This window comes from Streptomyces sp. NPDC048434 (assembly GCF_043200375.1).
Lineage (GTDB): Bacteria > Actinomycetota > Actinomycetes > Streptomycetales > Streptomycetaceae > Streptomyces.
Genome location: NZ_JBICXQ010000019.1, coordinates 13308 through 25803, shown reverse-complemented (window position 1 = coordinate 25803; position 12496 = coordinate 13308). Strand labels below are relative to the sequence as shown.

General features: G+C 72.5%; 9 protein-coding genes and 1 pseudogene. 3 read left to right on the top strand and 7 right to left on the bottom strand.

Annotation, left to right across the window (positions count from 1 at the left end; translation table 11 throughout):
• Positions 1–77 precede the first annotated feature (77 nt).
• The 6 genes and pseudogenes from ACGFWI_RS22470 to ACGFWI_RS22445 all read right to left on the bottom strand — a co-directional run.
• Positions 78–1073: pseudogene (locus ACGFWI_RS22470) on the bottom strand (sugar phosphate isomerase/epimerase family protein); the annotation flags it as partial.
• 12 nt (positions 1074–1085) lie between these two features.
• Entirely contained in the window at positions 1086–2201 is a 1116-nt protein-coding gene (locus ACGFWI_RS22465) for a Gfo/Idh/MocA family protein (protein WP_393907880.1), read from the bottom strand.
• A 155-nt stretch (positions 2202–2356) separates the two neighbouring features.
• Positions 2357–3520 carry a substrate-binding domain-containing protein gene (locus tag ACGFWI_RS22460; RefSeq protein WP_393907759.1) on the bottom strand — a complete coding sequence of 388 codons (1164 nt, stop codon included), beginning with the start codon at positions 3518–3520 and terminating at the stop codon, positions 2357–2359.
• A complete protein-coding gene (locus ACGFWI_RS22455; protein WP_393907758.1) occupies positions 3517–4542 on the bottom strand; it encodes an ABC transporter permease in 1026 nt (341 codons plus the stop codon). Before ACGFWI_RS22455 ends, ACGFWI_RS22460 begins: the two co-directional genes overlap by 4 nt.
• Before the next feature lie 203 nt (positions 4543–4745).
• The gene (locus ACGFWI_RS22450; RefSeq protein WP_393907757.1) at positions 4746–6323 is read right to left on the bottom strand and encodes a sugar ABC transporter ATP-binding protein; all 1578 of its coding nucleotides are present in this window, start codon (positions 6321–6323) and stop codon (positions 4746–4748) included.
• Positions 6324–6612: 289 nt separating this feature from the next.
• Positions 6613–7794: an ROK family protein gene (locus ACGFWI_RS22445; protein WP_393907756.1), complete on the bottom strand. Its 1182-nt coding sequence runs from the start codon at positions 7792–7794 to the stop codon at positions 6613–6615.
• 424 nt (positions 7795–8218) lie between these two features.
• On the opposite strand from ACGFWI_RS22445, the gene ACGFWI_RS22440 reads away from it, so the two are divergent.
• The gene (locus tag ACGFWI_RS22440) at positions 8219–9541 is read left to right on the top strand and encodes an FAD-dependent monooxygenase (protein ID WP_393907755.1); all 1323 of its coding nucleotides are present in this window, start codon (positions 8219–8221) and stop codon (positions 9539–9541) included.
• A gap of 229 nt (positions 9542–9770) precedes the next feature.
• On the top strand, positions 9771–10631 hold the full coding sequence (fdhD, locus tag ACGFWI_RS22435; RefSeq protein ID WP_393907754.1) for a formate dehydrogenase accessory sulfurtransferase FdhD: 861 nt from the start codon (positions 9771–9773) through the stop codon (positions 10629–10631).
• Between the two features lie 69 nt (positions 10632–10700).
• Here fdhD and ACGFWI_RS22430 read toward each other — a convergent pair whose 3' ends face one another.
• Positions 10701–11144, bottom strand: a complete 444-nt coding sequence (locus ACGFWI_RS22430; RefSeq protein ID WP_393907753.1) for a MarR family winged helix-turn-helix transcriptional regulator — start codon at positions 11142–11144, stop codon at positions 10701–10703.
• 215 nt (positions 11145–11359) lie between these two features.
• Here ACGFWI_RS22430 and ACGFWI_RS22425 point away from each other — a divergent pair, with 215 nt between their 5' ends.
• Positions 11360–12301, top strand: a complete 942-nt coding sequence (locus tag ACGFWI_RS22425; protein ID WP_393907752.1) for a zinc-binding alcohol dehydrogenase family protein — start codon at positions 11360–11362, stop codon at positions 12299–12301.
• Positions 12302–12496 lie beyond the last annotated feature (195 nt).

Sequence of the window (12496 nt, the reverse complement as noted above, 5' to 3'; positions counted from 1 at the left end):
GGGGTGCCGGACGGGCTGGATGGGCTGGATGGGCTGGAGCCCGACGGCCTCGGAGGGGCGGAGCCGGACGGGTCGGCGCTGCTGAATGCCGCATCGAACGTCGCCGTCGGCGGTTCGAAGTCATAGGCGCGCAGCCGGGCCAGCGCCTCCGGGGCGCCCTGCAGCCGGTCCATGCCGGCGTCCTCCCACTCGACCGAGATGGGCCCGTGGTACGCGATGGAGCGCAGCATCCGGAAGACGTCCTCCCAGGGGACGTCGCCGTGCCCGGCGGAGACGAAGTCCCAGCCGCGGCGCGGATCGCCCCAGGGCAGATGGGAACCGAGCCGTCCGTTGCGGCCGTCGAGGCGCTTGCGGGCCTCCTTGCAGTCGACGTGGTAGATGCGGTCGCGGAAGTCGTAGAGGAAGCCGAGCGGGTCGAGGTCCTGCCAGACGAAGTGGCTGGGGTCGAAGTTGAGGCCGAAGGCCGGGCGGTGGCCGATGGCTTCGAGGGCGCGGTGGGTGGTCCAGTAGTCGTAGGCGATCTCGGACGGGTGCACCTCGTGGGCGAACCGCACGCCCTGCTCGTCGAAGACGTCGAGGATCGGATTCCAGCGCGCGGCGAAGTCCGCGTAGCCGCGCTCGATCATGGCTTCGGGGGCGGGCGGGAACATCGCGACCAGATGCCAGATCGACGAACCGGTGAAGCCGATGACGGTGTCGACGCCGAAGGCGGCGGCCGCGCGGGCGGTGTCCTTGATCTCCGCCGCTGCCCGCAGCCGTACGCCCTCGGGCTCGCCGTCGCCCCAGATCCGGGCCGGGAGGATCGCCCGGTGACGTTCGTCGATGATCGCGTCGCAGACGGCCTGGCCGACGAGGTGGTTAGAGATCGCCCAGCAGGTGAGGCCGTACTTGTCGAGCAGGGCGTGGCGGGAGTCGAGATACCCGGGTTCGGTGAGTGCCCTGTCGACCTCGAAGTGGTCGCCCCAACAGGCGAGTTCCAGGCCGTCGTAGCCGAAGTCGCGGGCGAGCCGGCAGACCTCTTCCAGGGGCAGGTCGGCCCACTGGCCGGTGAAGAGGGTGAAGGAGCGGGGCATGACCGGGCCTCCCTAGGCCGGGACGGATGTGTGGACGGAGTTCTTGGCCGCGCTCTCCTCGACGGCCGAAAGCACGCGCTGCACCTGGAGACCGTCGGCGAAGGAGGGCTCGGGGGGCTGTCCGGTGGCGATCGCCTCCACCAGGTCGCGCGCCTGGTGGACGAAGGTGTGCTCGTAGCCGAGGCCGTGGCCGGGCGGCCACCAGGCCTTCAGATACGGGTGATCGGGCTCGGTGACCAGGATGCGGCGGAAGCCGGCGGCGTCGGCCGGTTCGGTCTGGTCGTGGAAGGACAGCTCGTTGAGGCGCTCCAGGTCGAAGGCCAACGAGCCGCGCTCACCGTTGAGTTCGATACGCAGCGCGTTCTTGCGGCCGGCCGCGGCCCGGCTGGTCTCGAAGCAGGCCAGGGCGCCCGAGGCGAACCGCCCGGTGAACAGTGCGGCGTCGTCCACGGTGACCCGGCCGCGGCCGCCATCGGACAGCGGCCGCTCGACGACGAAGGTCTCGGTGACCGCGGACACCCCGGTCAGCCGCTCCCCCGCGAGGTGTTGGGCGAGGTCGACGATATGGGCGCCGAGGTCGCCGAGCGCCCCGGACCCGGCGTGTTCGCGGCGCAGCCGCCAGCCCATGGGCGCCGTGGGGTCGACCAGCCAGTCCTGGAGGTAGGTCGCCCGGACGTGGCGCAGGGTCCCGATCCTGCCCGCCGCCACCATCCGCCGGGCGAGCGCCAGCGCGGGCGTCCGGCGGTAGTTGAAGCCGACCATGGCGATCTGGCCGCGGGACCGGGCGGCCTCGGCGGCCCGCGCCATCGCCTCCGCCTCGGCGACGGAGTTGGCGAGCGGCTTCTCGCACAGCACATGCTTGCCGGCTTCCAGCGCGGCGACGGCGATCTCGGCGTGGCTGTCGCCCGGGGTGCAGATGTCGACCAGCTGGACATCGTCGCGGGCGATCAGCTGCCGCCAGTCGGTCTCGGCGGCGGCCCAGCCGAGTTTGCGGGCGGCGGCCCGTACGGCGGTGGCGTCGCGCCCGCACACGGCGTTCATCGCCGGGCGCAGCGGCAGGTCGAAGACGCGTCCCGCGGTGCGCCAGCCCTGGGAGTGGGCGGCGCCCATGAAGGCGTAACCGACCATGCCGATGCCCAGGGCGGGGGCGCCGTCGGGGTGGCTGTGGTCCTGCGCGTGGTCGTCCATGAATCACCTCGTCTGTCGACGGTGGGGAGGCCTCTCCGGCGGCGTACGGCCCGCGGCCGGCCCGGCGGGCACCCGGCCCGGCGCCGTACGGCGGATCAGTGGAAGCCGGTGGGGAGGTAGTCGTCGACGTTGTCCTTGGTGACGACGGCGGAGTAGAGGGTGAGCGAGGCCGGGATCTCCAGCTCCGCCATCCCGCCGATGCCCTTGCCCTGGGCGAGCGCACGGGCGAGGTCGATGGCGGAGGCGGACATCGTCGGCGGGTAGAGGACGGTGGCCTTCAGTACGGAGTCGCCGGCCTTGATGGTGTCCATGACCTTGCGGGACCCGGCACCGCCGACCATGAGGAAGCCGTCCCGGCCGGCCTGCTTGATGGCACGTTCGGCACCCACGCCCTGGTCGTCGTCGTGGTTCCACAGCGCGTCGAAGGAGCGGTGGGCCTGGAGCAGCCCCGCCATCTTCGACTGGCCGGATTCCACGGTGAATTCGGCGGCCTGTCTGCCGATCTTCTCGATGTGGGGGTAGTTCTTCAGCGCGTCGTCGAAGCCCTTGGTGCGCTGCCGGGTCAGCTCCAGGTTGTCCATACCGGCCAGTTCGACGACGGTGGCGTGCTTCTTGTCCTTGAGCTGTTCGCCGATGTAGTGCCCGGCGTTCAGGCCCATTCCGTAGTTGTCGCCGCCGATCCAGCAGCGGTAGGCCTGTGGAGAGGCGAAGACCCGGTCGAGGTTGACGACGGGGATGCCGGCCCGCATGGCCTTGAGGCCGACCTGGGTCAGCGCCTTGCCGTCGGCCGGCAGGATCACCAGCACATCGACCTTCTTGTTGATCAGGGTTTCGATCTGGCCGATCTGCTGGGCGGTGTCGTTGGAGCCCTCGGTGATTTCGAGGGTGACGTCCTTGTAGCGCCGGGCACGGGACTTGGCGTTCTCGTTGATGGCGTTGAGCCAGCCGTGGTCGGCCTGTGGCCCGGCGAAGCCGATGGTCACCTTCTTGCCGGGCTTGTCGTCGATGCCGCCCGCCTGCCGGTCGCTGTTCGCCGCCGCGCGGTCGTTGCTCTCGTTGCTGGTGCAGGCGGTGAGGAGGGCGCCGGCGGAGACGGCGGCGGCGCCGAAGAGGACGCCTCGGCGGGAGGTGCGGGGGTCCGGCCCGTCGCCCGCTGCGGGCTCCGGGTGCTTGTTCCGCGCCGCGTGCTGGTTCCGCGCCGCCCACTCGTTCCGTTCCGCGTGCTCGTTCCGTTCCGCGTGGTGCCGGTGTTCCCTCATGACGTACGGCCCTTCCTCTGGATCAGTACGGCGGCGACGATGATCGCGCCCTTGGCGATCTGCTGGACTGCGGTCTCCAGGTTGTTCAGCGCGAACAGGTTGGTGATGGTGGTGAAGACGAGGACGCCGAGCACGGAGCCGGTGATGGTGCCGCGGCCGCCGCTGAGCAGGGTGCCGCCGATGATGGCGGCGGCGATGGCGTCGAGTTCGTAGAGATTGCCGTTGGTGTTCTGGCCGGAGCCGGTGAGGACGATGAGCAGGAACGCGGCGATACCGCAGCACAGGCCGGAGAGCAGATAGAGCAGCAGGCGCTGCCGGCGGACATCGATGCCGGCCAGCCGGGCGGCTTCCGGGTTGCCGCCGACGGCGACGGTGCGGCGGCCGAAGGTGGTGCGGTGGAGAACCAGCCAGCCGAGGGCGGTGACGGCCGCGAAGACCAGCACGATCGGCGGGATACCCAGGACGTAGGAGTCGCGCTGGCCGAGCTCCAGGACGGGTTCGACGTCGACGATCTGGGTGCGGCCCTCGCTGATCTGGAGGGCCAGACCGCGGGCCGAGGCGAGCATGGCGAGGGTGGCGATGAACGGCACCATGCTGCCGAAGGAGACCAGCAGTCCGTTGACCAGCCCGCAGCCCAGGCCCACGAGCAGGGCGGAGAGCAGGATCCCGCCGAGTCCGTACTGCTGGGTGGCCAGCGTCGTCGCCCAGACGGTGGCGAGGGCGACGATCGCGCCCACGGAGAGGTCGATGCCGCCGCCGATGATGACGAAGGTGACACCGACGGTGACGACGCCGATCACGGACGCCTGGGTGAGGACGAGTTGGAGGTTCTGGAGACTGAGGAACTGCTCGGGGGTGGTGAGGGCGCCGACGAGGACGAGGGCGGCGAGGACGATGACGAGGGAGAGGTTGCGGAGGTCGAGGCGTATGCGTGGCCGCCCTCCGGCGTGCTGCCGGGGCGAGCCCGCTGCGGGGCCCTTGGCCAGGGCAGCGGCCGGGGCGTGCCCTTCTGAGGTGTTCACAGGACTGCTCCTCGCGGAGGTCGGCGGGGCGGCGGCGAGTGCGGGTGTGCGGTGGGGTCCTCGGCCGCTGGACGGGTTCGTCCTGAGGCGCCGGAGGGCCATGAACGGCGGTACGGCCGGGCTTGTCCTCCTGCGGCGGGGACGGAATGCGGCTGCGGTTGTGCGCAGGCCACCGGACGGGCCGTACGGGGCTGAGCCGGCCCTCAGACGCCGGGCGGTCCGGTGGTGGGCGGCCCCTCCGCCATCACCAGGTCGAGCACCCGGTGTTCGTCCAGCGAACCGGACGTCGCCTCGTGCACGACGCGGCCCTCGCGGAGGACGAGGACACGGTCGGCGAGGCCGAGGACCTCGGGGAGTTCGCTGGAGACCAGAAGGACGGCCAGGCCGTCGTCGGCCAGTTGGCGGATCACCGCGTACAGCTCGGCGCGGGCGCCCACGTCCACCCCGCGGGTCGGCTCGTCCAGGAGCAGTACCCGGCAGCCGCGCAGCAGCCAGCGGGCCAGTACGACCTTTTGCTGATTGCCGCCGGAGAGGGTGCGCACCGGCCGGTCCGGTTCGTCGGGGCGCAGGCTGAGGCCCCGGGTGGCGGACCGGGTCGCGGACCGCTCCGCCGCACGGTCCAGCCAGCCCGCGCGGGCGAACCGCGCGAGGGAGGAGACGGAGACATTGCGGCTGACGGATTCCAGGAGCAGCAGCGCCTGCGACTTGCGCTCCTCGGGGGCGAGGCCGAGGCCGGCGCGTACGGCGGCGGGAACGCTGCCGGGCCGCAGCGGCCGCCCGTCGACGAGGATCCGTCCGGCGGTGGGCTTGCGGGCGCCGAAGACGGTTTCCAGGATTTCCGAGCGCCCGGATCCGACGAGCCCGGCGAGGCCGAGGATCTCTCCGGGGTGCAGGACGAAGTCGAGGGGGGCGAACTCGCCGTCCCTGGCGAGGCCTTCGACGGTCAGTACGGGGGCGGTGGCGGGCGCACCGGCGGCTGCGGGGCGCGGAGGGAACGGGTGCTCGACGGTGCGGCCGGTCATCAGGGCGACGATGTCGCGGGTGGCGGTGGCCCGTGCGTCCAGGCCGTGGGCGGCGGCGCGGCCGTCCTTGAGCACGGTGACCCGGTCGCCGATGCGGCGGATCTCCTCCAGACGGTGCGAGATATGGATGACGGCGACGCCGTCGGCGGTCAGGCCGGCGACGATACGGAAGAGGTTGTCGACCTCGTCCGGGTCGAGGGCGGCGGACGGTTCGTCCATCACGATCAGCCGGACGTCGTGGGAGAGCGCTCGGGCCATCGACACGATCTGCGCTCCGGCGGCGGACAGGCTCCCGACGAGCGCGCCGGGGGAGATCTCCGGGTGCCCCAGCCGGGCGAGCAGTGCGGCGGTTCGGTCCGCTGCCTCGCCGGAGCGGACGAAGCCGCCGGTGGCGACCTCATGGCCGAGGAAGACGTTCTCGGCGACGGAGAGATGTTCCACCAGGTCGAGTTCCTGGTAGATGGTGGCGACGCCGAGGCGCATCGCGGCGATCGGCGAGGGGAGGGTGACGGGGGTGCCCTGCCAGCGGATCTCGCCGGCATCGGGCTGGTGGGCACCGGCCAGCACCTTGATCAGGGTGGACTTCCCGGCACCGTTCTGCCCGAGCAGGCAGTGCACTTCACCCGCGGTGACGTCGAGGTCGACGCCGTCCAGCGCACGGACGCCGGGGAAGGATTTGGTGATGCCCCGCATGGTGAGCAGGGGTGCGGACGCAACCTCGGATCCGGCGGGCGGCCGGGGGCGGTGCTCTGGTGCCATGGCGGGCCTCCTCGGCGTGACGCCGGTGAGCGGGCAGGGCAAACGCGGGCTGGGCACACGGGCAGAGGGAACGGGCGGGGAACGACGGGCAGTTCAGCCGTCGGTGCGACGCGGTGCGGCGGACCGGACCACGGCGGTGCGGGTGGTGCGGCTCGTACGGGCCCGGCGGTGCGGCGCCTGCGCGAGCCCGGTGGTGCGGCTCACGCGTGCGTAAGGGCGGGCGGATCAGGCGCGCAGTTCATTCGGCGGGTCGGACGGACGGAACAGGCGGGCGGATCGAGCGGACGGATCAGGCGGGCGAGAACAGATGGTCGCTGATCAGGCGGGCCGCGCCGGTCACCCCGGCCACCTGGCCCAACTCCCCGAGAACAATGGGGAGATTGCCGGTCGCCAGCGGAAGCGACTGGCGGTAGACCTGGGTGCGGATCGCGGCGAGCAGGGTGTGGCCGAGGCCGGTCACCCCGCCGCCGATCACCACCAGCCCGGGGTTGAAGAAGCTGACCAGGCCGGCGATGACCTGGCCGGTACGGGTACCGCCGGTCCGGATCAGCTCCAGTGCGGCGGCATCGCCGGAGGCCGCCGCGCCGGCCACGTCGGCGGCGGTCAGCGGAGCGCCCGCCGCCAACCGGACGGCGAGTTCGGGTGAGGTGCCGTCCCGGGCCGCGTCCGCCGCGTCCCGGGCGAGCGCGGCACCGCCGAAGTAGGCCTCCAGACAACCGTGGTTGCCGCAGGCGCACGCCCGGCCGTCCGGCTCGACCTGGATATGGCCGATGTCGCCGGCGCTGCCCGTCGTACCGCGGTAGACCTCACCGCCGACGACGATGCCGCAGCCGATACCGGTACCGATCTTGATGAAGAGGAAGTCCTGCGAGGTGCGGGCGACGCCCGCGTGCTGCTCCCCCATCGCCATCAGATTCACATCGTTGTCGACCATGACGGGGCAGCCCAGTTCCTGGCTGAGCGCCTCGCGCACCGGAAAGCCGTCCCAGCCGGGCATGATCGGTGGTGCGACCGGTACGCCTTCGGGGAAACGGACCGGCCCGGGGACGCCGATACCGGCGCCGTCGAACCCCTCCGCGACCCCGCTCGCCTTCAACTTCGCGGCCAGTGCCAGGACTTGCTCGAAGACCGCGACCGGTCCCTCGCGGACGTCCATGGGCTGGGTCAGATGGCCGAGCACCTCCAGCTCGGCGTTGGTGACCGCCACATCGACGGAGGTGGCGCCGATGTCCACGCCGAGAAAGCGCAGCGCGGGGGCGAGCCGGATGTTGTGGGAGCGGCGTCCGCCGCGCGAGGCGGCGAGTCCGTCGGCGACCACGAGCCCGGTCTCCAGCAGCCGGTCGACCTCCACCGCGAGCTTGGAGCGGGAGAGTTCGACCTGATCGCCCAGCTGGGCACGGGAGTTGGGCCCGTCGTCGCGCAACAGGCGCAGGAGTCGCGCCTGATGCGCGTTCGCGGGCCTGGCCGTCATGCGCCTCACGCCGCCCCTCCAGCCGTACTCGGCATCGACCGACCGGTGTTGCGGTGACCCCGTACGGCGTCACCACCGGGCTTTCGAGGGGAACGTAGCAGCGCTTGTCCGCACGGGGAAGAACTACGGACAGAATCCCTGCCGACTTTCTCCTGAGTGAGGACAAAGCGTGGCGCGGGCTGCCGGGAGCGAGGGCGAGGCAGGAGCCTCGGGGTGCCCCGCGCCTCCACCGCAGGCCGGCGTCCTGCCGACCACGCCACATGGCCCGCCGCCCGGACCGGGACCCCAGGAGGGGCACATCCTGCGAAGATGTGCCCGGTCGAACCAGGTCCCACCAGGTCCCACCAGGTCCAACCAGGTCCAACCAGGTCCCACCAGGCAGCCGACCGACCATCGGCGCCGGACAACGCAGGGGGTACCGCGTATGAGCACGGATCACATCCGGATCACCGGGGCCGATGTCGCCGTCGTGGGCGGCAGTATCGCCGGCTGCGCCACGGCCTTGGCCGCACACCGGGCCGGCGCCGGCCGGGTCACCGTCTACGAACGCACCACCGGCCGCCTCGCGGACCGCGGTGTCGGCCTCGCGGTGCACAACGCCCGGTACGCCGAGCTCGCGGCCGCCGGGTATCTGGACAGCGCCGTGCCATGGGTGCAGCTGACCACCCGTCGCTGGTACGTACGCGACGGCGCCGCTCCGCTCGGCCGCCAGATCGGTGTGCTGCCCTTCCCGTTCCGTTCGTACTGCTGGGGACCGCTCTGGCAGGAGTTACGGCGGCGACTGCCGCGGGACACCGTGTTCCGGTCGGGCGTACGGGTGGACGCGGTCAGCGACGGGACGGACGGCGCCACCCTCCACCTCGACGGCGGCGCAGCAGGCGAGGACGGTGCGGGCCGGGCAGGGCACGGGGACAGCGGCGAACGGCAGCACGCCGGCGGCGGCCGCCGTACGGAGCGCTTCGACCTGGTCATCGGCGCGGACGGCTATCGCTCGGTGGTCCGCGACACCGCGTTTCCCGACGTGCGGCCCGACTACGCCGGCTATCTCGCCTGGCGCGGCGCGGTCCCGGCCGACCGGCTGACGGCGCTCAGCTTCCCCGGCCTGCCGGCCGACCCCTGGGCGGAAGAGGACTGCATCTACGGCGTCTTCCCCGGCGGCCACGTCATCATCTACCGCATCCCGGACGGCCGCGGGGGCCACCGTGCGAACTGGGTCCTGTACACCGCCCCGCCCGCCGGCCTCGACCTGGGACTCGACACCCCCACCAGCCTGCCGCCCGGCACCCTCACCGACGCCCTGCACGCCCATCTCACCCACGTCACCGACGCGTTGCTGCCGCCCTACTGGGGCGCACTGATGCGCCTGACGCCGCGTCAAGAAGTGTTCATCCAGCCGATGTACGACTTCACCGCAGCGCGCTACACCGCCGGCCGGCTGCTGCTCGCCGGCGATGCGGCCACCGTCGCCCGCCCGCACACCGGCGCCGGCGCGGTCAAGGCCCTCCAGGACGCCGCCGCCCTGGAAACCGCGCTGCGCGCCGCACCGGAGCGACCCGGCGCGCTGACGGCGTACGGCATCGAGCGCGGCGCGACCGGCCGGACGATGGTCGAGCTCGGACGCCGCCTGGGCCGGACCCTGGTGCAGGACACCCCCGACTGGCGGACGCTGGACCAGGCCGGGCTGGAGGCCGCCTGGGCCGCGGCCGACGGCTCGGGTGCGTTCGGCGGCCGTGAGCTGAGGAGCTGACACCCCCCGGACACGGCGCGCCCCACGGCGCCGAGGCTCACCCGGCGCGCGGTGCGGCACCGGCTGCACCCGCGCACCCGGTGGTGCAGGAGAATGGGAACGCCGAGGTCACCTCGCCGCAGGACCGCCCGGTGACCACGGCGGCAACCTCTGCAGCAAGGGCCGCTTCGGCCGCCACACAGACACCGCCGGAACCGAGCCGGCCCGGTGGGGACGGGACTGATCAGACATGGGACGGGTCACCGAGCGACGCCGCGTCATCCGCATCCGCGACGGTGCCGTGAGCACCCGCCCGGACACCCTCGTCGCCGAGGAGCCGCTGGAGATACGGCTCGGCGGCAAGCCCCTGGCGATCACGATGCGCACCCCGGGTGACGACTTCGCGCTCGCCGCCGGCTTCCTCGTCAGCGAGGGCGTCCTGGCGAGCGCCGAGGAGCTGGCGAACATCGTCTACTGCGCGGGGGCGACGGCGGACGGCGAGAACACCTACAACGTCGTGGACGTCCGGCTCGCGGACGGGGTCCCGGTCCCGGACATCACCCTGGAGCGCAACGTCTATACGACGTCGTCATGCGGACTGTGCGGCAAGGCCAGCCTGGACGCGGTCCGCACCACCACCCACTGGCCCCTGGATCCCGCCCCCGCCACCCCGTTCCGTATCGAACCGGCGACGCTCGCCGCCCTCCCAGACCGGCTGCGGGCCGCCCAGCGCGTGTTCGAGCGGACCGGGGGCCTGCATGCCGCGGCGCTGTTCACGGCGGACGGTGAACTGCTCGACATCCGGGAGGACGTGGGGCGGCACAACGCCGTCGACAAGATCGTCGGGCGGGCGCTGCAGCAGGGGCGGCTGCCGCTGTCGTCGTGTGTGCTGATGGTCTCCGGCCGGGCGTCGTTCGAGCTGGCACAGAAGGCCGTGATGGCGGGCATTCCCGTGCTGGCCGCGGTCTCGGCGCCCTCCTCGCTCGCCGTCGATCTGGCCGCCGAGACGGGGCTGACCCTGATCGGGTTTCTGCGCGGCTCCTCCATGAACGTGTACGCGGGTGAGCACCGCCTCGCCCTGCCCGCAGCGGCCGCCACGGATACGGACTGAGGCCGCACGCCGCCGCACGGGAGCCGGGCCGGTCGGCGGGGCGGCCGCCGGTGCCGGCCGGCCCGTGGTTCACTCCCCCGGCAGCGCGATCCGGGTCAGCAGCGCGATCAGCTGCTCGCGTTCGGCCGGGGTCAGGTCCGCGGTCAGCTCCGCGTTGGCCTCGTCGCCGAGCTGCTGGGTGCGGCCCAGCCGCCGCCGGCCGTCGTCGGAGATCCCGACGGCGTTCTTCCGCCGGTCCTGGGGGTCGGGGGAGCGGGTCACCAGCCCGTCCTTCTGCAGATCGTTGACGATCGCGACCATGTCCTTGGGGTCGATCCGCAGCGTCCGGCCGAGTTCGGCCTGCGAGACCGGGCCGAGTTCCGCGACCGCCGACAGCACGGCGTGGTGCATCATCCGCATCCCTTCGGCGGCCAGGGCGTCGGCGACCAGGCGGTGGCCACGGGCGGCGGCGCGGCCCAGCAGCCAGCTGGGGAGCGCGCGGATACGGCTGGGGGCGTAGGGGGTGTCGGCCATGGGGCCACCGTACCGAGAAATCCATTGGAGCGCCCAACGAAAAATCATTGGCGGGTCCAATGACTTATGGATATCGTTGGGGGCACCAATGAAAGCCGGTCGGTGTGCGCCGCTCCGGCGACCGCACGGCTGCCCCGCCGCCCGCCGCCCGCCGGCCACCGTGCGCCGACTGCCGACTGCCGACTGCCCGTCACCGATCCTGGAGGTATCCGCCCATGCGCCGCGTCCGATTCCATACCTACGGCGGCCCCGAGGCCCTGCGTGTCGAGGAGGCCGAGGCACCGGTGCCCGGCCCCGGTGAACTGCTGGTGCGTACGGAGGCGATCGGGGTCACGTTGCCGTCCGTACGACGGGTGCGCGGGGACGGCAAGGGCGGCGGCGATCCGCTGCCCGCCATGCCCGGCGGCGAGATCGCCGGTACGGTCGTCGCGCTCGGCCCGGACGTCACCGGCTTCACCCCCGGTGACCGCGTCACCTCGCTCACCCTCACCGGCTCCTACACCGAACTCGCCCTGGCGCCCGCCTTCCTGGCGAGCCGGATACCGGACGGCGCCGGCGCCGTGGAGGCGGTGGCGCTGGTGCGCAGCGGGCATGTCGCACTCGCCGCGCTCAGCACCGCGGCACCGCAGGGCGCCGAGTCCGTACTGATCACCGGCGCGGCGAGTGGCACCGGTCATCTCGCCGTCCAACTGGCCAAGCTCCAGGGCGTGCCGCGGGTGGTGGCCGCCGTCAGCTCGGCCGCCAAGGCGGAGTTCCTGTACGGGCTGGGGGCCGATGAGGTGGTGACCTACGACCAGGAGTCCTGGGGCGAGCCGGCCGATATCGTCCTGGACGGTGTCGGCGGCGAGCTGCTGCCGCGCGCGCTGGCCGCGCTGGCTCCGGGTGGCCGGCTGATCTTCTTCAACTCCGGTGGCGGGACGGTCCCGGCGTACGAGCTGCTGGCGGGCGCCAAGACCATCACCGGGCTGACGATGCGCCACTTCTCCACGGTTCACCGGGAGCTGTACGAACGGCACCGGGCACAGCTGTGGGAGCTGGCCGGATCCGGCCGGCTGCGGGCCGCGGTCCATGCCGAACTACCCCTGGACCAGGCCGCAAAGGCACACGAGATCATCGAGGCCAGGGCCAACCTCGGAAAGGTCGTACTACGGCCCTGAAGCGCGACGGCCGCAGGCAGCACTTGCGGAGCACCCGGCCCACCCGGCGCTCCCGGCCCTCGCACCGCACCGGGCGCACCCGGCGCAGCATCTGCGGGCCGGGAGAGTGAATTACGGCTGCGGCACGGAGAACCGGCGCACGCTCCTTGTCGCGGTCCGCACGCGGCAGTAGCTTCCGTCGCGATGCACATAGGA

Coding starts and splice junctions, on each gene's coding strand:
- ACGFWI_RS22465 (WP_393907880.1), bottom strand. CDS start 2,201: ATGGTCGGTTACGCCTTCATGGGCGCCGCCCACTCCCAGGGCTGGCGC.
- ACGFWI_RS22460 (WP_393907759.1), bottom strand. CDS start 3,520: ATGAGGGAACACCGGCACCACGCGGAACGGAACGAGCACGCGGAACGG.
- ACGFWI_RS22450 (WP_393907757.1), bottom strand. CDS start 6,323: ATGGCACCAGAGCACCGCCCCCGGCCGCCCGCCGGATCCGAGGTTGCG.
- ACGFWI_RS22445 (WP_393907756.1), bottom strand. CDS start 7,794: ATGACGGCCAGGCCCGCGAACGCGCATCAGGCGCGACTCCTGCGCCTG.
- ACGFWI_RS22440 (WP_393907755.1), top strand. CDS start 8,219: ATGAGCACGGATCACATCCGGATCACCGGGGCCGATGTCGCCGTCGTG.
- fdhD (WP_393907754.1), top strand. CDS start 9,771: ATGGGACGGGTCACCGAGCGACGCCGCGTCATCCGCATCCGCGACGGT.
- ACGFWI_RS22430 (WP_393907753.1), bottom strand. CDS start 11,144: ATGGCCGACACCCCCTACGCCCCCAGCCGTATCCGCGCGCTCCCCAGC.
- ACGFWI_RS22425 (WP_393907752.1), top strand. CDS start 11,360: ATGCGCCGCGTCCGATTCCATACCTACGGCGGCCCCGAGGCCCTGCGT.